Source organism: Streptomyces sp. NPDC002669, from assembly GCF_042889165.1.
Classification (GTDB): domain Bacteria; phylum Actinomycetota; class Actinomycetes; order Streptomycetales; family Streptomycetaceae; genus Streptomyces.
The window spans coordinates 39,561-62,107 of the sequence record NZ_JBIAQQ010000013.1 but is presented as its reverse complement, the minus strand read 5'-3'; the positions used below and the strand labels follow the sequence as shown (position 1 = coordinate 62,107).

Below are 22,547 nucleotides of genomic sequence, written 5' to 3'. Positions count from 1 at the left end.
GCCCGCCGCCCCCCCCCCCCCCCGCGGCCGCCCCCCCCGCGCCCCCCGCCCCCCCCCGCGCGCCCCGGCGCGGGCGGCGCGCCGCCCCCCCCCCCCCCCCCCCCCCCCCCCCCCCCGGGACGGTGGCACTGAACCTGCCGGGCCCGTCCCGGCCGGAGGAGCGGAGAGGTGATCGATGGGCGTCGCGGGCCCCTTCCCCGACTATGCGGCCAGGCCCCCCGGCCCGGTCCTGGACCGGGACGAGGCGGACCGTGCGCTGGCCCGGCTCGGTGCGGAGCACGAGGCGATCGAGACCTCGCTCCTCGCCCTGCAGGACCATGCGGGCCGTCGGCTCCTGGAGGGCGCCGACCTGAGCGGTGTCACCCGGGAGCGCTGGGCCTCCACCGAGCAGGCGATCACCCTGCTGTGGGGGTACTTCGACGCGTACACCGGAGCGCTCGCCCGGGCCCGCGCGGTGCGGGCCCGCCGTCGCCATCCCAACCGGGACGACCTGGTGGCCCTCACCGAGCTGCTGCGCGGCCAGAGCGTCACCGTCGCGCACGCGGCGGCCCGCCCCGATCCGTCGGTCGCCGGCCCGGCCCGGCTCTCCGAGCGGTTCACGCTGGAGGAGCTGGTCGCCCGGATGAACGAGCTGTACGCCCGCTCGCTGGACATGGTCGTCGCCTCCGACTCCGTGTGGTCCGCGCTGCCCGCCCGCATAGACCTGCTCGCCGCCGAGCTGCACCGCACCCGTTCGCTGGCGCACTCCGTGGGGGTGCGGCCCGGTGAACATCCGGCGGGCGACGAGCTGGAGGCGATCACCCAGGAGCTGGCCACGCTCCGGGTGCAGGTGGTCTCCGACCCGCTCGCGTTCTGGCTGTCGGGTCCGGGCAGTTCGGCGCCCGGCGGCGGCCGTCCCGACACGGCGCGCTACGACCGGGCGGCCCGTGCCCTGGACGACGTGCGCCGCGAGATCGAGGCGGTGCTCGCGGTCCGGCAGGACGCCGAGCAGCGGCTGGTCCAGCTGCGCGACGTCCTCTCCCGCGCGGACCGCACCCTGGCCGAGGCCCGGGCGGCGCGCGGCGAGGTACTGGCGAAGATCGCCGCCACCGAGGTGCCCGCGGTCAGCGGGCCGCCGACCGCGCTCCAGGAGCGGCTGGTCGCCGCGTCGGAGTACCGCAGGCACGCCCAGTGGCACCGGCTCTCGCCGCTCCTGGAGACGCTGGAGCGCGAGGCCGAGGAGGAGTTGCTGCGGGCCCGGGAGTCGCTGACCGCGGTCACCGCCCCGCTGGCCGTGCGGGCGGAGCTGCGCGGCAGACTCGACGCGTACAAGGCGAAGGTGGCCCGGCACGGCCTGGCCGAGGACCCGCTGCTGATCGAGCGGTACGACGCGGCGCGCCGGATGCTGTGGAGCGCGCCGTGCGATCTGCGGGTGGCCGGGCAGGCGGTGCTGCGCTACCAGGAGGCGGCGGCCGAGCTGCTGTCCCAGCGCGGGACACCGGGATCGGAGGACCGGCGATGAACACGGGTGCGAACAGGACGCAGGAGCCGTCACGGCGGCGGGGCGAGCAGGGGGATCGACGATGAGTGCGCAATGCCAGCGCCCCGCGTGCGAGGGCAGTTACGAGGACATGGGCGGCGGTGAGCTGTACTGCGACACCTGCGGTCTGGCCCCGGTCGTCTCGCCCGACGGGATGGTGAGTTCGCCGGCCACCGGGATCACGGCCGGCGGCGGGAGCGGCCGCGCAGGTTCGCGGTCCTCGTCCCGGGCCTCCTCGCGCTCCTCCCGTTCGTCGTCCTCGCGGCGTTCGGTGTCGGGGCGGCTCTCGCACGGGGTGTCCGGCTCCACCACGTCGCCGTCGGTCTCGGTGCGCGCCTCCGCCTCGTCGTCGGGCGCGTCCTCCCGGGGCCGGCTGGGCGTGGGCCTGGTCGAGGTGCCGGACGTGCCGCGCCCCGACCCGCGCGCCGCGGTGATGGAGAACCCGGAGGTGCCGGAGCGGAAGCGGTTCTGCTCGCGCTCCGACTGCGGGGCGCCGGTGGGCCGGTCCCGCGGCGACCGGGTGGGCCGTACGGAGGGGTTCTGCACCAAGTGCGGCCACCCGTACTCCTTCGTGCCCAAGCTCGGTGAGGGCGACATCGTGCACGGCCAGTACGAGGTGGCGGGCTGTCTGGCGCACGGCGGGCTCGGCTGGGTCTACCTCGCGGTCGACCGCGCGGTCTCCGACCGCTGGGTGGTCCTCAAGGGCCTGCTCGACACCGGTGACCAGGACGCCATGGAGGTCGCGATCTCCGAGCGCCGCTTCCTCGCCGAGATCGAGCACTCCAACATCGTCCGGATCTACAACTTCGTCGAGCACCTCGACCAGCGCACCGGCTCGCTCGACGGCTACATCGTGATGGAGTACGTCGGCGGCAAGTCGCTCAAGGACATCGCGAACGAACGCCGCACCCCCGACGGGAAGCGCGACCCGCTGCCGGTCGAGCAGGCGTGCGCGTACGGCATCGAGGCGCTGGAGGCGCTCGGCCACCTGCACAGCCGCAATCTGCTGTACTGCGACTTCAAGATCGACAACGCGATCCAGGCCGGGGACCAGCTGAAGCTGATCGACATGGGCGCGGTGTGCAGGATGGACGACGAGGAGTCGGCCATCTACGGCACGGTGGGGTACCAGGCGCCGGAGGTCGCGGAGGTCGGCCCGTCGGTCGCCTCCGACCTGTACACGGTCGCCCGGACGCTCGCGGTGCTCAGCTTCGACTTCCAGGGCTACACCAACGTCTTCGTGGACTCGTTGCCGGACCCGGAGAACATCGAGGTGTTCCGCACCTACGAGTCGTTCTACCGGCTGCTGGTGCGGGCCACCGACCCGGACCCGGCGCGGCGGTTCGCCTCGGCGGCGGAGATGGCGGAGCAGCTGACGGGCGTGCTGCGCGAGGTGGTGGCGTTGCAGACGGGGCGCCCGCGCCCGGCGCTGTCGACGCTGTTCGGCACGGAAGTACGGGTCACGGACACCCAGTTGTTCCCCGAGCAGGTGGAGGACGTGTCGCGGCTCGGCGCCCGGCCCGCCGCCCCGGCACGTTCCGGCCGGGGTGCGGCGGCGCTGCCGCCCGCCGGGTCGTCGGCCGGCGGCGCACCGGCCGCGATTCCCTCCCCCCGCCTCCCGGTGGCCGCGGCTGCCGGCGCGGGGCCGGCGCACGCCCCGGCCGGTTCCCCGACGGCCCCGCTCGACGTGCGGTCCGCCTCGCTGGCGCTGCCCGTGCCCCGGGTCGACACGAGCGACCCCAACGCGGGTTTCCTCGCCGGTCTGATGACCACCGCCCCCGCCGAACTGATCAACGCGCTGCAGTCCGTGCCCTCGGCCTCGCTGGAGACCCGGCTGCGCGAGCTGCGCGCCCGTCTGGAGCTGGACGAACTCGACTCGGCCGGGCGGATGCTGACGGAGTTGGAGCGGCAGCACCCGGACGACTGGCGGGTCGTGTGGTACCGCGGCGTCACCTCGCTGGTGACCGGTGACCACGAGAACGCGGCGCTCTCCTTCGACGCGGTGTACGACGCGTTCCCCGGCGAGCCGGCGCCCAAGCTGGCGCTGGGGATCTGTGCGGAGGTCCTGGACCAGCCGGACAACGCCGCCGAGTACTACCGGCTGGTGTGGACGACCGACCCGGGCTTCGTGAGTGCCGCGTTCGGCCTGGCGCGGGTGCGGCTCGCCACCGGGAACCGGGCCGGGGGCGTCGAGGCGCTGGAGTCCGTGCCGGAGGCGTCGATCCACTGCACGGCCGCCCGGGTCGCCGCGGTGCGCGCCCGGTTGCGCGGCCGGTCCCCGGACGAACCGCTGCTCGCCGACCTGACGGCCGCGGCGGACCAGGTGTCGGGGCTGACCGGGCTCGGCCTGGACGCGGTGCGCCGGGAGCAGTTGTCGGTCGAGGTCCTGGGCACGGCGCTGGACTGGGTGCTCTCCGGCGGCCCCGCCGCCGCCCCGGGAGCCGGGCCGGGGAAACTGCTCGGCAGTGAACTGGACGAGCGCGGCCTGCGTTTCGGGCTGGAGCGCTCGTACCGGATGCTCGCCCGGCTCGCTGAGCCCGGCGACGAGAGGATCGAACTGGTGGAACGGGCCAACCGTTTCCGCCCCCGGACGTGGGTGTGAAAATGTCGCAGAAGCCCCAGCCCCAGAAGTCCCAGGAGACGGCCCTGTCGCCGTGCCCCGGCTGCGCCGAGCCGGTGGAGCCGGGGGACCTGTTCTGCGGTGCGTGCGGATACGACCTGTCGGCCGTGCCCGCCGCCCCGGCGGACCACCCGACGGTCGCCCTGGCCGTACCGGTGGCGGAGAGCGGCGCGGCGGACGGCGGTGCGGCGGAGAACGGCGCGGACGCCGAGGAGGCCCGGCCCGCCGGGTCCCCGGCCGGTTCGGGCGACTTCGAGCTGGCCGCCCCCGCACCGGCCGCCCCGGCCGCCGGTGCGCCCGATCCCCGTACCGTCGTCGCGGACCCGGCTCCCGGGCCGGCGGCCGGTGGCCGGCTGTGCGTGGCCTGCCGGGTCGGCCGGGTCGACACCGACGGCTACTGTGAGAACTGCGGCCATGCCCAGCCCCGCGAGCGCGACCACATGGAGCAGGAGCTCGGTTCGGTGGCCGCCGTCAGCGACCGGGGTCTTCGTCACCACCGCAACGAGGACTCGTTCGCGGTCTCGACCACCGCCCTGCCCGACGGCTCGCCCGCCGTCGTCGCGATCGTCTGCGACGGGGTCTCGTCGGCCAGCCGCCCCGACGAGGCGTCGGCCGCCGCGGCGAGCGCCGCCAACGAGGCGCTCCTGGAGTCGCTGCCGCGCGGCGTCCACCCGCAGCAGGCGATGCACGAGGCGATCCTCGCGGCCGCCGAGGCGGTCAACTCCCTGGCCCAGCAGCCGGTTCGGGAGCAGGATCAGCACCGCCACCAGAACTCCCCGGCGTGCACCCTGGTCGGCGCGATCATGGTGGGCGAGCTGCTGGTCGTCGGCTGGGTCGGCGACAGCCGCGCCTACTGGGTGCCGGACGACCGCTCCCACCGGGCGGCCCGGCTGACCGAGGACGACTCCTGGGCCGCGCAGATGGTGGCGGCCGGGCTGATGAACGAGGCCCAGGCGTACGCGGACGAGCGCGCCCACGCCATCACGGGGTGGCTCGGCGCCGACGCGTACGAACTGGAGCCGCACACTGCGGCGTTCAAGCCCGACCGGTCCGGCCTCGTGGTGGTGTGCACGGACGGTCTGTGGAACTACGCGGAGTCGGCCGACGAGATGTCCGCGGCGGTGCCGGCCGACGCGAGCCGACGCCCGCTGCACGGCGCCCAGGTGCTGGTCGGCCACGCCCTCGACGGCGGGGGCCACGACAACGTAACAGTGGCTCTGCTGCCGTTCGCCGTGCAACCGCAAGGGGCAGGATCGGCCTGCGACACCACATGAGCCCTGTTCCGTAACGCTTGATTCCGATTACGCCTGCCCACTCCCCCACCGACGTCTTCGCCCGTTTTCCCTCTCCCAGTCGTCCTCATCCGATGCCTGGAGTACCGAGGAGCCGAACAGATGGCCAACTTCTCCAAGTCGAACGTGCCGCAGTTCTCCGTCGAGGTGTACCAGAACGTGTATCTGCCGGAAGGCGGTCGCGAGGTCAACGCGATCGTCACGGTGACCTCGACCGGGGGCGGCACCACCGGCGGGGTCCCGCTGTCCGGTGGCACCGTGCCGCCCCCGCGCGTTCCGGGGCAGCCGTCGGGTGCCGCCGTGGTGATCATGGTCGACTGCTCGGGTTCGATGGACTACCCGCCGACGAAGATGCGCAACGCCCGCGACGCGACGGCCGCGGCCATCGACACCCTGCGCGACGGCACCTCGTTCGCGGTGATCGCCGGGACGCACGTCGCCAAGGAGGTCTACCCGGGCAACGGCAGGCTCGCTGTCGCCGACGCGCAGACCAGGGCGCAGGCGAAGGGGGCGCTGCGCGCGCTCAGCGCCGGCGGCGGCACGGCGATCGGCACCTGGCTGAAGCTGGCCGACCGGCTGCTCGGCGCGGCCGACGTGGCCATCCGGCACGGCATCCTGCTCACCGACGGCCGCAACGAGCACGAGTCGCCGCAGGACCTGCGGGCCGCGCTCGACGCCTGTGCGGGCCGCTTCACCTGTGACGCCCGCGGGGTCGGCACCGACTGGGAGGTGAAAGAGGTCACATCCGTCGCCTCCGCGCTGCTCGGCACGGCCGACATCGTCGCCGACCCGGCGGGGCTGGCCGCGGACTTCACGCGGATGATGGAGAACGCGATGGGCAAGGAGGTCGCGGACGTCGCGCTGCGCCTGTGGACGCCCGTCGGGGTCGAGATCCAGTTCGTGAAGCAGGTCGCGCCCTCGGTGGTCGACCTGACCGGCCGGCGCACCGAGGCGGGCCCCCGCGCCGGGGACTACCCCACGGGTTCCTGGGGCGACGAGTCCCGCGACTACCACGTGTGCGTACGGGTGCCCCAGGCCGCGATCGGACAGGAGATGCTGGCCGCCCGGGTCTCGCTGGTCCTTCCCGAGCCGCCGGGCGGGGCGCCGCAGAAGCCCGTCCAGGGGCTGGTCCGGGCAGTGTGGACCGAGGACATGGCGATGTCCACCTCGATCAATCCGCAGGTGGCGCACTACACGGGCCAGGCTGAACTGGCCCAGGTCATCCAGCAGGGACTCGACGCCCGCAAGGCGGGCGACTACGACGGCGCGACCGCGAAACTGGGCCGTGCGGTGCAGCTGGCATCGGTCTCCGGGAACGAGGACACTGCGAAACTGCTTTCGAAGGTGGTGGACGTCGTGGACGCCGCGACCGGTACTGTGCGACTGAAGGCAAAGGTCGCGGATGCCGACGAGATGACCCTCGAAACGCGCTCGACCAAGACCGTCCGCGTCAAGAAGTAGACGCGGCACGACCGCACAGCCACACGACCGAGCCGCCCGGCCGGAGCGATCCACCGGGCGGCGAAGAGCAAGGAATACGCCGGCCCCGGGGCCGGCCAAGGAGAGGGGGAAGCGCCGACATGCCGACCTGCCCGAACGGACACCAGTCGGGTTCCGACGACTGGTGCGAGGTCTGCGGCCATCGCATGACCGGCGCGCCCACGGGTGCGCCCGCGGGCGCGGTGCCCCCGCCGCCGCCTCCGCCGCCCGCCCCCGGTTACGGCTTCCCTCCCCCGGCGGCCGGTTCCGACGCCACCCAGCAGGCGGAGCTGTGCCCGCAGTGCCGCACGCCCCGGGAGGCGATGGCGCCGTTCTGCGAGGAGTGCCGCTGGAACTTCCTCACGAACACCGCGACGTCGTACACGCCGCTGGCCCCGCAGGGCGTCACCGGCCCGCCGCCCGGCCTCAACCTGCCGCCCGGTTTCCAGGCGCAGCAGCCGCCCGGGCCCCCGCAGCAGCACGACCCGTTCCCGGGTTCGCGGCCCTCGCAGATGAACCGTCCGGCCGAGCCGCTGTCCGAGCAGGGCGGCCGTCCCGGTGCTCCGGGTCCGCAGCCGGGTCCGCCCGGTCCGGGCCCGCAGGCGCCGCCCCCGGGTCCCGGTCCGCAGTCGCCGCCGCCCGGTCCCGGTCCGCAGTCGCCCCTGCCCCCGCAGCCGTTCCAGCAGCAGGGTCCGCCGCCTCCGCCCTCCTTCCAGCAGGGCCCGCCGCCCCCGCCGTTCCAGCAGCAGTCCCCGCCGTCGTTCCAGCAGCAGTCGGCGCCGCCCGGTTTCGACCGGTCCGGTCCGCCGGCCCCGCAGCCGCCCGCGCCGCAGCCGCCGGAGCAGAGCGACGACGACTGGATGCTGTCGCCGCCGTCCCGGCCCCAGGGCCCGCAGCAGGCGCCCGCGCCGCAGCAGGAGCAGTCGCCGTTCCCGGGCACCGACCAGAACCGGCCGCCCGCGAGCTGGACCGCGGTCATCGCCCCGGACCGCGAGTACTTCCTGGCGATGATGCAGCGCAGCGGCCCCGAGGCGACCGGGCTGAACCTGCCCGCGTACTCCCCGGAGCAGCAGCTTCCGCTGTCCGGCAAGCAGGTCACCGTCGGCCGCCGCCGGCACAGCACCGGCGAGTCCCCCGACATCGACCTGTCCGTGCCGCCGGAGGACCCGGGCGTCTCGCACCAGCACGCGGTGCTGGTGCAGCAGCCCGACGGCGGCTGGGCCGTGGTCGACCAGAACTCCACCAACGGCACCACGCTCAACGGCGCCGAGGACCCGATCCAGCCCTACGTCCCGGTCCCGCTCAAGGACGGCGACCGGGTGCACATCGGGGCATGGACGACGATCACGATCCGCCGGGACTGATCCGTACCGTCACTCGGTGGGCAGTGGCCAGGCGTACGGCCCCTCGGGGTCGTCCAGCCAGGCCCACTGCCGCCCGTGCGCGACCGTGATGCCGAACCTCTCCCGCCCGGGGCGCCGCTCGCGCTCCCAGAGGGAGAGGGCCTCGCGCGGGTCGAGGGTGTCCCCGGTCAGCGCCAGCAGGAACCGGAAGAGGTCGTTCCCGCCGATGTGCCCGGGCACCCTCCCGATGCGCGGGTACCTGGCCGGTACCGCCGACGCGCCCCGCAGCGGCACGAAGTAGGCGGCCGTGTGCAGGAACCGGCCCTCGGCGCACCTGCCGTGCGCCGTCTCCCGCACCCGCAGCGCGATCAGCCCGGTGGCGAACGGCGCCAGGATCCGGGCGCCCGGCACGCACTGCTCCGGCCATGCCCAGGGCACGCACGGCAGGGTGCAGGTGGCGATGATCCGGTCGTACGGGCCGTGCCCGGGGCAGCCCCGGGCGCCGTCCCCGGTGACCACCGCCGGGTGGTGTCCGGCCGCGGCCAGGTGCCGGCGGGCCGACTCGGTGATCTCCGGGTCGAGGTCGACGGTGGTCACGGCGTCGTCGCCGAGCCGGTGGGCGAGCAGGGCCGCGTTGTAGCCGCTGCCCGCGCCGACCTCCAGGACCCGCTGTCCCTCGCGCACGTCCAGTTCCTCCAGCATCCGGGCCATCAGTGACGGCTGGCTGCTCGACGAGATCAGTTCGCCGTCCCGGATGCGGGTGGCCAGCGGCCCGTCCTCGTACGCCCCGCGCAGCCAGCGGGCCCGCCGGACCGGGTCGGGGTCCTCGCACCACAGGCGTTCCCGTCCGCCGTCGACGAAGTAGTACGGCACGAACAGGTGCCTGGGCACCTGCTCGAACGCGGTCCGCCAGGCCGGGTCCGCCAGCGCCCCGCCGGCCACGATCGCGCGCACCATCGCCCGCCGCTCCTCGGCGGCGGCCGCGGCGAACGGGTCGGGGCGCACGTCCATACCTCCACCTTCCTGCGCCGGGGCCCCGGGGGCCAGGATTTCCGGGGCGGGCCGGGGTTCCGAGGGGGTCCTAGGCCCCCGGTACTCGGCCGGTGCGTCTGCGACGATGGACGGGTGACTGAGATTCCGCGCGACACTCTTCAGGAGCAGACCTTCTACGAGCAGGTCGGCGGCGAGGCGACCTTCCGGCGCCTGGTGCACCTCTTCTACCGGGGAGTGGCCGAGGACCCGCTGCTGCGGCCGATGTACCCGGAGGAGGACCTGGGGCCGGCCGAGGACCGGTTCGCGCTGTTCCTGATGCAGTACTGGGGCGGGCCCCGCATCTACAGCGAGCGGCGCGGCCACCCCCGGCTGCGGATGCGGCACTTCCCCTTCCGGGTGGACCGGGCGGCGCACGACGCCTGGCTGGGCCACATGCGGGGGGCGCTCGACGAACTCGCGCTGGCGCCGGAGCACGACCGGCAGCTGTGGGACTACCTGACCTACGCCGCCGCCTCGATGATCAACACCGAGGGCTGAGCGTCCTCCTCGCTCTCCAGCACCGTCACATGTGCGTATTTCGGTCGCCCTTCGCCGATTAACGATCACAATCCCATCAAGTACGCATGGAAGCGGTTTCCAAGAGCACACGCGCCTTGAAAGCATGCTCGGAACGCCGGGGGGCGTGGGTGGAATGAGGGCCCAGGGGGGCGCGTGTGACGGGGTTCGTCTTTCTCCGGGTAAGGGCTCACCGGCTGCTGCTCACCGCGGCGGTTCTCGCCGTGCTGCTGACCACCTCGGTCCTGGCCGCGCTCACCGCCTTCTCCGGCTCCGTCGGTGACGCCTCGCTCCGGCACGCGCTCACCCACCGGTCGGCGACCGCCGCCTCCCTGGTGATGTCCGCCCAGGTGCCGTCCGACCGGCGGGAGGCGGCCGACGCCCTGGCCCGGCGCACGGCCCGCGACACCTTCCCCGGCCTTCCCGTGGCCGTCCGGACGCTGGAGGCGTCGGGGGCGTACGCGCTGCCGCGGACCACCGGCGGCCGGGGCGACGAACCCGACCTCACCCACTTCGCCGCGCTCGACCGCAGCCGGATCCGGGTCGTCGCGGGCCGCCCGCCCGCCCCCGGCGCCGGGAAGTCCGGCGCCCCCGTCCAGGTCGCCCTGCCGCGCGCCGCCGCCGAGGCGCTGAAGCTGAAGCCCGGTTCGTCGATCGCCCTCACCGACCGGCTGACCGAGAAGTCGCTGCGCGTCCTGGTCACCGGCACGTACGAGGCCGTCGACCGGACCGATCCGTACTGGCAGCTGGACGAACTCGGCGGGCGCGGCGTCCGCCGGGTCTCCTTCACGACGTACGGCCCGCTGCTCGCCGACCCCGCCGTCCTCGGGTCCGGGCGGACGAGCCCCGGCCGGCTGGCATGGCTGGCCACCGCCGACTTCCGCGCCGTCACCACCGGGCAGACCGACGCCCTGCACGACGCCGCGACGGCGGCCCCGAAGAAGCTGCTGGCCGCCCCGGAGTTCAAGAGCGGCGCCACCGCGCGGACCTCGCTGCCCCGGGTGCTGGAACAGATCGACCGGGCCCTGCTGGTCTCCCGCTCCACGCTGACGATCGTCGCCGTGCAGCTGGTGCTGCTCGCCGGTTACGCGCTGCTGCTGGTGGCCCGGCTGCTGAGCAGCGAGCGCGCCGGGGAGACCCGGCTGCTGCGGGCCCGGGGCGCCTCGCGCGGCCGGATCACGGCACTCGCCGCGATCGAGGCGCTGCTGCTGGCGCTGCCCGCCGTGCTCGTCGCCCCGCTGCTCGCCGGGCCGCTGACCCGGCTGCTCGCGGACCGCGGTGCGCTGGCCCGGATCGGGCTGCGGCTGGACACCGGCATCACCGGCACCGTCTGGCTGGTCGCCGGTGTCACCGCGCTCACCTGCGCGGTGGCCGTGGTGGCACCCGTGCTCACGGCCGGTGCCCAGGAGCGCCGCGGCGGCCGGCCCGCCGCCCTGCCCGGCCCGCTGCGGGCGGGCGCCGACATCGGGCTGCTGGTGATCGCGGGGGTGGCGTACTGGCAGCTGAACGGCCGGAGCACGCAGTCCGGCGGCGGCGCGCTGAGCGGGGACCGGCAGGGCGATCTCGGCATCGATCCGCTGCTGGTCGCCGCCCCCGCGCTGCTGCTGCTCGCGGGCACCGTGCTGACGCTGCGGCTGCTGCCGCCCGTGGCCCGGCTCGCCGAGCGCCGGGCGGCGGGCGGCCGGGGGCTGATCGCGGCCCTGGCCGGCTGGCAGTTCAGCCGCCGTCCGATGCGCAACGCCGGGCCCGTGCTGCTGCTGGTCCTCGCGTCGGCGATGGGCATGCTGGCGATCGGGCAGCGCGCCTCCTGGGACCGTTCGCAGGACGACCAGGCGGACTTCCGGGCGGGCGCCTCGCTGCGCGTGACGACCGGTGCCCTCGCCGATCCGGCGCGGGCGGCCGCGTACACCGGGCTGCCGGGGGTGCGGGCGGCCGCGCCCGCGTTCCGTGCGGCCGCGGAACTCTCCGGCGGGCGCACCGCCGAGGTCCTCGTCCTGGACACCGCGCACGCCGACGAGCGCCTGCTGATCCGCGACGACCTGGCCGACCGGCCCCGGGCGCGGCTGTTCGACCCGCTCGACGCGCCGCGGCCCGTCCGGGTGGGGCTGCCGTTGCCGAAGGACAGCGAGCGGGTCCGGTTCGACGTGCGGATCGCGGTGAGCGGGACGCAGGGCCGCCCGTCGGCGAAGGACGAGGCACCGCTGCTGTCCGTGCTGCTGGAGGACCGTTACGGCCTGCCCTACCAGGTGTCGGCCGGGGCCGTGCCCGCGGACGGCAAGCCGCATCCGGTGGCCTTCGCGGTGGCGGCCGCTGGCGACTTCACCGTGACCGGGTTCGAACTGGGCGACAACCAGCCGACCGGCGCGGGCCGTTCGTACCGGGTGGGGATCCACGCGCTGCGGACCGTGACGGCCGACGGCACCGAGCAGCCGGTCCCGGTCCCCGACGGCTTCCGCTGGAACGCCGCGCTGGGCTTCGCCTTCACCGGGGAGGAGACGGACGAGGAGCCGGTGGAGGCGACGGCCTCCGCGCGCACCCCGCTGGCCTTCGGCTACGACCTCGCGGCGGCCCAGGACTCGTGGGGCGCGCCCGCCTACTCCGTACGGGCCACCGCGCCCCGCCCGACGGCGCCCGTGCCGAACGCCGTCGTCACCGACGGGTACCTGAAGGCCACCGGGGCGAAGAAGGGCCAGCACGTCGACCTCACCCTGGCCGGGGAGAAGGTCCGGGTGCGGATCGCGGACGTGGTGCGGCGGCTGCCGACCACGGGCCCCGGCTCCGGCCCGGACGACTCCGGCCGGGTCCCGGACCGGGACGGCGGGGCGATGCTGCTGGACCTCAGGGCCGTGAGCCAGGTCCTCGCCGGGCGCTCCGCCACCTCGTTCACCGCCGACGAGTGGTGGCTGAGCACCGCCCCTGGCCGGGCCGACGAGGTCGCCGCCGCGCTGCGGGCCCGGCCCGACACCGATCCGGCCCAGGTCCTGGTGCGCGACGAGATCGCGCGGGACCTGGTCGGCGACCCGCTGGGGGCCGGGCCGCAGTCCGCGCTGCCCGCCGTGGCGGTGGTCGCCGCGGCCCTGGCCGCGGTCGGTTTCGCGGTGAACGCGATCGGCGCGCAGCGGGAACGGACCGGCGAGTTCGCGGTCCTGCGGGCGCTGGGCGCCCCGCGCCGCAGGCTGACCAGGATGATCGCCGCCGAGCAGGGGGTGCTGATCGCCATCGCGCTGCTGGTCGGGGCCGTGCTCGGGGCCGTGCTCAACCGGGTCGTCGTGCCGCTCATCGTGCTGACCGGACAGGCCACCGCACCGGTGCCCGGTGTGCTGGTGCGGCTGCCCGCCGGACAGACCGCGGCGCTGCTGGCGGGTGTCGCCGCACTGCCGCTGGTGGTCGTCGTGGTGCTCGCCATGCGCCGCGGCGATCCCGCGACCTCGCTGCGTACCCAGGGGGACGACTGACATGACCACGCGTTCCGTCCGGGGCCGCGCCCCCGCCGCCTGCGCCCCCTGGGTCCGTACCCGGCTGCGCACCGCACCCGGCGCCGCCTGGGCGCTGGCGGTGCTGGTGCTGGTCACGTCGTTCCTCACGGCCCTCTTCCCGCGCGCGGTGGAACACCAGGGGACCGATGGGCTGCGCCACGACATCACCGCCACCGGCCCCGGGCACAGCGTCCTGGAGCTGATCAGCCCGCAGCCCAGCCTCCAGATGCCTCCGGCCGAGCGCGAGGCGACGGTGCGCGGCGCGGCGCTGAGGGCCGTCCACGGGAAGGCCCGCGCCGCGCTGCCCGCCGAGGTGCGGCCCGGTGCCGACGAGTCCTCGTACGGCTTCGGCACCAGCAAGGCGCTGCTCGCGCAGGAGACCTGGCTGCCCCGGCCCGACGGGCTCGACCCGCAGCTGAGCTACACCACCGTGTCCGACCTCCCCCGCCACGCCGCACTGCGCTCCGGGGCCTGGCCCGCCACGCGCGGCACGGTCACCGAGGACACCGGCGAGGTGGAGGGCGTGATCAGCGAGGAGACGGCGAAGGCTCTGGGGGCGAAGCCCGGTTCGACGCTCTCCGTACCGACCCGGGCCGGGGAGCACCTGACCGTACGGATCACCGGTGTCATCGCTCCCGAGAAGCCCCGGAGCACCTACTGGTCGGCCGATCCGCTGTTGCGGACCCCGGCGCTGGTGCCCGCGCCGAAAACGATCCCGCCTCCCCTGGGCCCGCCCCTCTACTACTGGACCGCGGCCGTGCTGCTGGCGCCGGACGCCGGGCCCGCCCTGCTCGGCTCGACCGGTGAGCCGGAGATGTTCTGGCGGTTCGCGCCGGACGCCTCCGGGCTGACCGCCGACGACGTGCCGAAGCTGCGCTCGGCGCTCGCCTCGCTGGAGAGCGGCCCGGGGCTGGTGCGGCTGCGGGCGATGGCCGGGGACAACGCGGCCTTCCGCACCGAACTGGACGAGATCCTCGCCGGGTACGACACGCTGCGCACGGCGATCGATCCGGTCGTCACGGTGGCCGCCGTGGGCGTCGGGGCCGTCGCCGCCGTGGTGCTGCTGATGACGGCCGGGCTGATCGGCGGCCGGCGCCGGGAGGAACTGGCGCTGCTGCGGGCGCGCGGCGGTTCGCTGGCCGGGATGGGCGGGCGACTGCTCGCCGAGACGGCGGTGGTCGTGGTGCCCGCGGCGGCGCTGGGGCTGCTGGCCGCGCTGCCGTTCTTCGGACCGGTCCGGCCGGGGCCCTCGGTGGCCGGGCCGGCCCTCGTCGCCGCCCTGGTCTGTGTCGCGGTGCCGGTGGGAGCGGTGCTGCCGCATCGCAGGCTGCGGCTGCCCGGTACCCGCGACGACCTGATGGACGCCCGCCCGTCCCGGCTGCGGACGGTCGCCGAGCTCACCGTGCTGGTGCTGGCGGTGGGCGCGGTGGTCGGGCTGCGGCGGCGCGGCACGGCGGACGGCGACGGCGGAGATCTGCTGGTCAGCGCGGCCCCGGTGCTCGTCGGACTGATCGCGGCGCTGGTCCTGGTGCGGCTGCTGCCGTGGCCGCTGCGGCTGGCCTCGCGGGCCGTCTCCCGGCGGCGCGGGGCGGTCGGCTTCCTGTCGCTGGCCCGGGCCGGGCGGAGTTCGGCGGCCGGGGCGCTGCCGCTGCTCGCGCTGCTGCTCGCGCTGACCACGGCGGCGTTCGGCGGTTCGGTCCTCGCCGGGGTCTCGGAAGCCCGGGACCGGGCGGCGGTGCTCGCGGTCGGCGCGGACGCCCGGATCAGCGGGCTGCTCGACACGGCGCCGCTCCCGGAGCGGCTGGTCCGGAAGGTCCGGGAGACGGACGGCGTGCGGCAGGTGGCCCCGGTGCAGGTGGTGACCGAGGTGCCGATGCCGCCCGCCGCGGACGGCTCCGGCAGCATGAAGAACACGGTGGTGCTGGGCGTCGACCCCGACACGTACGCCGGGCTGGCCCGTGCGACGGAGCTGGGGCCGTTCCCGGCCGACCGGCTGCGGGCCGGGAAGGGCGAGGCCGGGAGCGTGGTCGTACCGGTGATCGCCTCGCCGGCCACCGCCGCGGAACTGGGCGACGGGCCGCGCGACCTGACCACCCCGGCCGGGGACCTCAGGGTGCGGGTGGCCGGGATCGTGCCGCGCACCGCCGCCGTCCCCGGCCACGAGTTCCTGCTCGTCGACTCCGCCGCGCTCACCCGGAAGCTGACCACCACCCTGCTGGTGACCGGGGACCCGGACCCGAAGGCGCTGCGGGACGTCGTCCGGCCCGTGGACAGGAGCATCTCCGTACGGCTGCGCGCCGAGGAGCGGGCGGCGTTCGTCGACACCCCGATGCAGCGGGGGACGCGCGGGATCTACGCGGCGGCGGTCGCGGTCGGGGCGGGCTACGCCCTGCTGGCCGTCCTGCTGTCGCTGCTGCGCACCGCACCGGAGCGCATCGCCCTGCTGGCCCGGCTGCGGACCATGGGCCTCACCTCCCGCCAGGGCAGACGGCTGCTGGGGCTGGAATCGCTGCCGCAGGCCCTGCCCGCGGCCCTCGGCGGGGTGCTGGTCGGCTGGGCGGCGATCACGCTGCTGGCCCCGGGCGTCGACCTCGTGGGGCTGGCGCTCTTCAACGGTCCCGGCGCCACCGCGCCGGACACCGCCCACCTGCGGCCCGACCCGTGGTCGCTGGTGCTTCCGGCACTCGGCGTGGTCGTCCTCACCGCGACGACGGCCGCCGTCCAGGCATGGTGGGCGAGCCGCCGCGGATCGATCACCGAACTCAGGGCAGGAGACCCCCGATGACGTCACCGTCCACCGGCACCACCCTCGCCGAGCTCGAACAGCGGGCCACCGCCCGCCGCGACCGGCCCTCCTACGGGCACGACGCGCTGATCGCCTGCGACCGGCTGGTCCGCATCTTCTCCGCGGACGGGGTGGAGGTGCAGGCCCTCCAGGGCCTCGACCTCCTGGTCACCGAGGGCGAGTTGATGGCCCTGGTCGGCGCCTCCGGCAGCGGCAAGTCGACCCTGATGAACATCCTGGCGGGCCTGGACGTGCCGACGGCCGGGTCGGCGAAGGTGGCCGGCCGCGACCTGCTGTCGATGGGGCAGAAGGAACGGCTCCGCTACCGCCGGGAGGTCGTCGGCTTCGTCTGGCAGCAGACCGCCCGCAACCTGCTCCCGTACCTCACCGCCGTCCAGAACGTCACCCTGCCGATGCAGCTGCGCGGCCGGGGCCGGAACGCCGAGCGGACCGCCCGCGCCGATTCGCTGCTCCGGATCCTGGACGTCGCGGACTGCCGCGACCGGCGCCCGCAGCAGCTCTCCGGCGGCCAGCAGCAGCGGGTTGCGATCGCGGTGGCCCTCGCCAACAGCCCGTCGGTGCTGCTCGCCGACGAACCGACGGGCGAGCTCGACTCGGCCACGGGCGAGCAGATCTTCGCCGCGTTCCGCCGCGCCAACGAAGAGCTCGGCACCACGATCGTGATCGTCACCCACGACCAGGCGGTGGCGTCCGAGGTCCGCCGCACGGTCGCCATCCGCGACGGCCGTACGTCCTCCGAGGTGCTGCGCCGTACCGAGGTGGACGCGGCGACGGGCCAGGAGTCCCAGGTGGCGCGGGAGTACGCGATGCTCGACCGCGCGGGCCGGCTGCAACTGCCCGCCGACTACACGGAGGCGCTCGGCATGGAGCACCGGGTGATGCTGGAGCTGGAGCAGGACCACATCGGGATCTGGCCGGACGACCAGCCGCGCCCGTGACGGGCGGGGCCTGCCCCGGGCGGCTTCCGCCGAGTGGCCCGTACGAGGGGGCACCGGCCCTGCGCCGCACACCGGGAAGGACCGTTGATCAGCAGGCGTACGGGCCCGGCGGGATCTCCCCCGCCGGGCCTCCGCTCGAAACCGGGCCGCTCGGGCCTCAGCCCGCGCCCACCGTCACCGCGAGGGTGCCGAGGCCGCTTCCCGGGCCGCGCAGGGCGATCGAGCCGAACGGGGTGCGCAGCCGCAGCCAGGAACCGGCAGCGAGCAGGGCGACCGGGAAGTCCGGCGCCGCGCGCAGGAACCCCAGCGACTGGGCGGCGTGCACGGCGCGCAGCGGGAGGGCGGTGCCGCCGACCGTCCGGGACCAGATCTCGCGGCCGATCAGGTCTCGTTCCGCCCGGGTGCGGCGTTCCTCGGGCAGGGCCTCGTCACGGCCGCGGAACTCGGCCACGGCGGCGGCGACGGCGCCGCGCAGGGCCGGTGGCCCCGGCAGCCCCGGCTGTTCCCGCCAGCCGCCGCGCGGCGGGAGCACGCCCGTCCACGGCGGCCCGGTGACGGGGGCCGGGATCGCGCCCGCGCCGGTCGACTCCTCCAGGGATTCGAGGAGCTCACCGGCGGACACGGTGACGTCGAACTCGTCCGGGGCGGCGAGCCGCGCCGCCCGGACCGCCAGGACCTCGAACGACGGCGGACGGCCGAACACCGCCAGTGCCCCGCCGCCCGCCTGCAACCGCACCGCGGCGGCCCGGTCGTAGCGGAGCAACCGGCCGAGGAAGGCCGCGAGGTCCGCGGCCTCCCTCGGGTCGGCGAATTCCAGCGACCGTACGGGCACCGTCATACCGCAGCGGGCTCCTCGGCCATGTACTGCTCAAGGAAGAACCGTTCCTCGTCGGAGATCCGACGGGGCCGCGACCGGGCCAGGTCGTACGGCACGACGATGGTCGAGGCCCGTACGTACACCTCGTCCGGGTCCTTGATCTCGTACTTGATCGTCAGCGACGCCGCGCCGATCTTCGTGACCCACGACTCGATGGTGACCGGCGCGTGCCGGTGGACCAGCGGCCGTATGTAGTCGATCTCGTGCCGGGCCACGACGGACCCGCCCGAGAAGGAGGGCGAGCCGTCCCCCGGCGCCAGCCGGAACATGAAGTCGATGCGCGCCTCCTCCAGGTAGCGGAGGAAGACCACGTTGTTCACGTGGCCGAAGGCATCCATGTCCGACCAGCGCAGCGGGCAGCTGTAGATGTGACGAGCCAAGACGATCAGCCCCGCGTGAGCTTCTTGTACGTGGCACGGTGCGGACGGGCCGCGTCCGCGCCGAGGCGCTCGACCTTGTTCTTCTCGTACGACTCGAAGTTGCCCTCGAACCAGTACCACTTGGAGTCGCCCTCGTACGCCAGGATGTGCGTGGCGACCCGGTCCAGGAACCAGCGGTCGTGGGAGATGACCACCGCGGCGCCGGGGAACTCCAGGAGGGCGTTCTCCAGCGAGGACAGGGTCTCGACGTCGAGGTCGTTGGTGGGCTCGTCGAGGAGCAGCAGGTTGCCGCCCTCCTTGAGCGTCAGCGCCAGGTTGAGGCGGTTGCGCTCACCACCGGACAGGACGCCGGCCGGCTTCTGCTGGTCCGGGCCCTTGAAGCCGAACGCGGAGACGTACGCCCGCGAGGGCATCTCGACCTGGCCGACGTTGATGTAGTCCAGCTCGTCCGAGACGACGGCCCAGAGGGTCTTCTTCGGGTCGATGTTGGCGCGGGACTGGTCGACGTAGGAGATCTTGACCGTCTCACCGATCTTGACCGAGCCGCTGTCGGGGGTCTCCAGGCCCTGGATCATCTTGAACAGCGTGGTCTTGCCCGCGCCGTTCGGACCGATGACGCCGACGATGCCGTTGCGCGGCAGCGTGAACGACAGGTCGTCGATGAGGACCTTGTCGCCGAAGGCCTTCGAGAGGTTCTCGACCTCGACGACGATGGACCCGAGACGCGGGCCCGGCGGGATCTGGATCTCCTCGAAGTCCAGCTTCCGCATCTTGTCCGCCTCGGCCGCCATCTCCTCGTAACGGGCGAGACGGGCCTTGGACTTGGTCTGCCGGCCCTTGGCGTTGGAGCGGACCCACTCCAGCTCTTCCTTGAGCCGCTTGGCGCGCTTCTCGTCCTTGCGGCCCTCGACCTTGAGGCGGGCGGCCTTCTTGTCGAGGTACGTGGAGTAGTTGCCCTCGTACGGCAGGGCGCGGCCGCGGTCGAGCTCCAGGATCCACTCGGCGACGTTGTTCAGGAAGTACCGGTCGTGCGTGACGGCGACGACGGCGCCCGCGTACTTCGAGAGGTGCTGCTCCAGCCAGTTCACCGACTCGGCGTCGAGGTGGTTGGTGGGCTCGTCGAGGAGCAGCAGGTCCGGGGCCTCGATGAGGAGCTTGCAGAGCGCCACGCGGCGCTTCTCGCCACCGGAGAGGTTGACGACCGGCCAGTCGCCGGGCGGGCAGCCCAGCGCGTCCATGGCCTGCTCCAGCTGGGCGTCCAGGTCCCACGCGTTGGCGTGGTCCAGGACCTCCTGGAGCTTGCCCATCTCGTCCATGAGCTCGTCGGAGTAGTCGGTCGCCATGAGCTCGGCGACCTCGTTGAAGCGCTTGAGCTTGCCCATGATCTCGGCGGCGCCGTCCTGCACGTTCTCCAGGACGGTCTTCGTCTCGTCGAGCTGCGGCTCCTGCATGAGGATGCCGACGGTGAAGCCGGGCGACAGGAACGCGTCGCCGTTGGACGGCTGCTCCAGGCCCGCCATGATCTTCAGCACCGTGGACTTGCCGGCGCCGTTGGGGCCCACGACACCGATCTTCGCGCCGGGCAGGAAGTTCAGGTTGACGTCATCGAGGATCACCTTGTCGCCGTGCGCTTTGCGCGTCTTGCGCATGGTGTAGATGTACTCAGCCAAGAGAAACCGTCCGGCAGCAATAGAGGTGTGGGCAGATACACCCATCTTGCCTGACGTCGGCACCCGGACGGAAACCAGTACGGCCTCCGGCCCGTGCGGATCCCGTACGGGCCGGGCCCGGAGCCCCGCGCGAAGGCCGCCCCGGCACGCGAAAGCCCCGGTACGGGCCTGCGGACGCTGTGGTCAGCGTGCGCGGCGGCGTACCGGGGCCGTCACCGGACGGGCGCGACGATCCGCCCGCCCCTCGTCACCACTCGATCAGGCGGAGGCCTGAGTCTTGCGCTTGCGGAGCAGGAAGACCGCGCCGCCGCCGACGACGACGAGGGCGATCGCGATGCCCGCGATGACCGGGGTGGCGCTGGAGCCACCGGTCTCGGCGAGGTCACCCGAGCCGCCGGTGGCGCTGGAGCCGGAGGTGGCCGGAGCGGGCTTGTCCCCACCGGTCTGGGTGTCGGTGCCGCCGGTGGCGCTGCCGCTGGTCTTGCAGTCCAGGACGCCCTTGAACGTCTTGCTGAAGCCGCCGGGGCCGGTGATCGTGAAGTCGTACGCCTGGTCCTCGGCGACCGGGATGGTGACCGTCTCGGACTTGCCCGCCTCGATGGTGTGCTTCGCACCGGCCAGCTCGAAGGTGAACGCCTCGTCGCCCTCGTTGCTCGCGGTGACGTCCACGCCGCCCTTGGCGCAGTTCTTCTGGGCCGAGACGGCCGGGATGGCGCCCTTCTTGGCCCAGGTGCCGGTGGCGGTCGCGGAGACCGTGGACTCGCTGGAGCCGGCCAGGATCATGGTCTGGCTCTTGGTGACACCGGCGAAGGCCCGGCCGACCGGCACCGAGGTGGTGGCCTGGACGGTCAGCGAGGCGGTGCCGTCGGCGGCACCCGCCGGGACGTCGAAGTAGAGCTCGGCGCCGTTGGCCGCGGTGGTGACGGGCTTGCCGCTCTTGTCGGTGACCTTGACGCCGCTCGCCGCGTCGGCGGGCGGGGTCACGGAGACCTGGCCGGCGTTGGTGCGGACGGTGATCGGGCCGAGCTTCTCACCGGACTTGCCGGAGACCGCGGCCGGGTCCAGGGCGAGGGACGCCTTGGGCTCGGCCTGGTCGACGGCGCTCTTCTCCAGCCAGTCGGCGAGCTTCTCGGCCTGGCCGTCGGTGGCCTCCACGTCGACGTTGTCCGAGTAGCGCCAGATGGCGACCTGGGTGCCCGCCGCCGCGGTCTTCTCGGTGAGCGGGCCGGTGCCGGCCGCCTTGGCGAGCGCCGCGAGGTCGTCGACCTGCGGGTAGGAGTGCTCCAGGATCCAGCGGATCTTGCCCGCGTTCTTGTTGGTGTTGAGCGAGGTCTGGTTCCAGGGGGTCTCCAGGTACTTCGCCTGGTCCTGGGTGGGGTTGTGGATGTCGATGCAGTACGTCTTGAGCTTGCCGCCGCCGTCGACGGTCATCTCGAAGAGACCGGCGGGCAGCTCCTGGTTCTTGCCGTCCGCGTGGAGCACAGCACGGTCGTAGGTCTTCAACCCGTCCAGGACCGCGGCCGCGCCGCCCTGGTGCTGCGGGGTCTCGTCGGCGACCGCGCTGCCCGCGCCGACGAGGGCGCCTGCCATGACCAACCCGGACGCCACCACGGACGCGGCCAGCCTGGTTATGCCGCGCCGCCGTGAAGAGCCGGTCGTCGTCTCCCTGGACGGCGAAGCGGTCGCTGAAGAAGCAGAAAACACAGAATTCCCCTCCGGGCAGGACCTTCCGCGCCCGATACGCGTGTGGGGATTGTCCTGCCAGTCGACTCAAGTGCCCCGTGAGTACGGGGGAATCCTAGGGACGAAAAGATGAACAGTCCCCAGTCATACCGTCGTACAACCATTCCGAATCGGAATCGTTATCGCCGATCTCGCATGTGTTCCCCCGCCCCTCGGATCCGGAACCGTCCCGCCCCCTCCGGTTCACGTTCCGTCCGGTCGTCCGGCCCGGACCGTTCACGGCACCGGGGCGAGCTCCCCGTCGGTCTTCCGACTCCCCGTGGACCGCTCGTTCCCCCGCCGCACGGGCCGTTCCCCTTCCTCCCTTTCGCCTCCTTCACTGCTTTCACCGCCGCCTGCGTCTCCCCCGTCGCTCCCCCTGTCCCACGGGTCCCCGCCGCCCGGACCGCCCGCCCCGTCCGGGCTCCCCACGGAAATCGTCAAGGCGGACTCCCCTTTCGCCACCCGCCGGAACGCGGCCGTCCCCCGCGTCAGATCGTGGCCCACCGCGACCGCCTCGATGTCCACGAACGTCTTCCGCCGCCCCTCCCGTTCCTCCTCACGCACCTTCAGCCTGCCGTGCACGACGAGTGGTTCCCCGACGGAAACGGAACCGGACAGATTCAGCGCGAGCGCCCGCCAGGCCCACACGGTGAAAAAGCTGGTGTGCCCGTCGGTCCAGAGCTGTTTCCCGCGATCCCAACGCCGCGGCGTCACCGCGAAACGGAATCGCGCCATTCCGCCGGACGCCGTCTCCCGGAACTCCACTCCCGTCGCCGCGTTGCCCACCAGCGTCACCAAGGTGTCGTTCATGACTCCGCCTCCCCTTCGGCCCTCGGACCGGTGACCGCTTCCGCGCGGCCACCGGTCCCAGACT

At 74.1% G+C, this 22,547-nt stretch carries 15 protein-coding genes; 9 read left to right on the top strand and 6 right to left on the bottom strand.

The genetic code is table 11. From position 1 onward, the window contains the following. Window positions 1–175 precede the first annotated feature (175 nt). From ACFYW1_RS20480 to ACFYW1_RS20460, 5 genes are all read left to right on the top strand, one after another. Window positions 176–1,501 (top strand): hypothetical protein, encoded by a 1,326-nt coding sequence (locus tag ACFYW1_RS20480; RefSeq protein ID WP_388994727.1) that lies wholly within the window; start codon window positions 176–178, stop codon window positions 1,499–1,501. A 61-nt stretch (window positions 1,502–1,562) separates the two neighbouring features. Next, window positions 1,563–4,121, top strand: a complete 2,559-nt coding sequence (locus ACFYW1_RS20475) for a tetratricopeptide repeat protein (RefSeq protein ID WP_388994724.1) — start codon at window positions 1,563–1,565, stop codon at window positions 4,119–4,121. Between the two features lie 2 nt (window positions 4,122–4,123). Beyond that, complete coding sequence (locus ACFYW1_RS20470; RefSeq protein WP_388994721.1) at window positions 4,124–5,413, top strand: PP2C family serine/threonine-protein phosphatase; 1,290 nt, start codon at window positions 4,124–4,126, stop codon at window positions 5,411–5,413. A 120-nt stretch (window positions 5,414–5,533) separates the two neighbouring features. Then, the gene (locus tag ACFYW1_RS20465) at window positions 5,534–6,892 is read left to right on the top strand and encodes a VWA domain-containing protein (RefSeq protein WP_388994718.1); all 1,359 of its coding nucleotides are present in this window, start codon (window positions 5,534–5,536) and stop codon (window positions 6,890–6,892) included. Window positions 6,893–7,011: 119 nt separating this feature from the next. Further along, on the top strand, window positions 7,012–8,274 hold the full coding sequence (locus ACFYW1_RS20460; protein WP_388994715.1) for an FHA domain-containing protein: 1,263 nt from the start codon (window positions 7,012–7,014) through the stop codon (window positions 8,272–8,274). Between the two features lie 9 nt (window positions 8,275–8,283). On the opposite strand, the gene ACFYW1_RS20455 is transcribed toward ACFYW1_RS20460, so the two are convergent. After that, entirely contained in the window at window positions 8,284–9,264 is a 981-nt protein-coding gene (locus ACFYW1_RS20455) for a methyltransferase domain-containing protein (RefSeq protein WP_388994712.1), read from the bottom strand. A 114-nt stretch (window positions 9,265–9,378) separates the two neighbouring features. On the opposite strand from ACFYW1_RS20455, the gene ACFYW1_RS20450 reads away from it, so the two are divergent. The 4 genes from ACFYW1_RS20450 to ACFYW1_RS20435 all read left to right on the top strand — a co-directional run bounded on the left by ACFYW1_RS20450 (window position 9,379) and on the right by ACFYW1_RS20435 (window position 17,021). Further along, window positions 9,379–9,783 carry a globin gene (locus ACFYW1_RS20450; RefSeq protein ID WP_388994709.1) on the top strand — a complete coding sequence of 135 codons (405 nt, stop codon included), beginning with the start codon at window positions 9,379–9,381 and terminating at the stop codon, window positions 9,781–9,783. A gap of 176 nt (window positions 9,784–9,959) precedes the next feature. Continuing rightward, window positions 9,960–13,256, top strand: coding sequence for an FtsX-like permease family protein (locus tag ACFYW1_RS20445; protein ID WP_388994706.1), 3,297 nt, complete (start codon window positions 9,960–9,962; stop codon window positions 13,254–13,256). Window position 13,257: 1 nt separating this feature from the next. Continuing rightward, window positions 13,258–16,062 carry an FtsX-like permease family protein gene (locus ACFYW1_RS20440; protein ID WP_388994703.1) on the top strand — a complete coding sequence of 935 codons (2,805 nt, stop codon included), beginning with the start codon at window positions 13,258–13,260 and terminating at the stop codon, window positions 16,060–16,062. Beyond that, window positions 16,059–17,021: an ATP-binding cassette domain-containing protein gene (locus ACFYW1_RS20435; RefSeq protein ID WP_388994699.1), complete on the top strand. Its 963-nt coding sequence runs from the start codon at window positions 16,059–16,061 to the stop codon at window positions 17,019–17,021. Before ACFYW1_RS20440 ends, ACFYW1_RS20435 begins: the two co-directional genes overlap by 4 nt. 157 nt (window positions 17,022–17,178) lie before the next feature. Here ACFYW1_RS20435 and ACFYW1_RS20430 read toward each other — a convergent pair whose 3' ends face one another. The 5 genes from ACFYW1_RS20430 to ACFYW1_RS20410 form a co-directional block, all read right to left on the bottom strand. Further along, window positions 17,179–17,859 carry a hypothetical protein gene (locus ACFYW1_RS20430; RefSeq protein WP_388994696.1) on the bottom strand — a complete coding sequence of 227 codons (681 nt, stop codon included), beginning with the start codon at window positions 17,857–17,859 and terminating at the stop codon, window positions 17,179–17,181. After that, complete coding sequence (locus ACFYW1_RS20425) at window positions 17,856–18,278, bottom strand: acyl-CoA thioesterase (RefSeq protein WP_388994693.1); 423 nt, start codon at window positions 18,276–18,278, stop codon at window positions 17,856–17,858. The genes ACFYW1_RS20430 and ACFYW1_RS20425 overlap by 4 nt, the downstream gene beginning before the upstream one ends. 5 nt (window positions 18,279–18,283) lie before the next feature. Continuing rightward, the gene (gene ettA / locus ACFYW1_RS20420) at window positions 18,284–19,948 is read right to left on the bottom strand and encodes an energy-dependent translational throttle protein EttA (RefSeq protein WP_388994690.1); all 1,665 of its coding nucleotides are present in this window, start codon (window positions 19,946–19,948) and stop codon (window positions 18,284–18,286) included. A 258-nt stretch (window positions 19,949–20,206) separates the two neighbouring features. Then, the gene (locus ACFYW1_RS20415; RefSeq protein ID WP_388994687.1) at window positions 20,207–21,652 is read right to left on the bottom strand and encodes an LAETG motif-containing sortase-dependent surface protein; all 1,446 of its coding nucleotides are present in this window, start codon (window positions 21,650–21,652) and stop codon (window positions 20,207–20,209) included. A gap of 255 nt (window positions 21,653–21,907) precedes the next feature. Next, window positions 21,908–22,483 carry a single-stranded DNA-binding protein gene (locus tag ACFYW1_RS20410; RefSeq protein ID WP_388994684.1) on the bottom strand — a complete coding sequence of 192 codons (576 nt, stop codon included), beginning with the start codon at window positions 22,481–22,483 and terminating at the stop codon, window positions 21,908–21,910. Window positions 22,484–22,547 lie beyond the last annotated feature (64 nt).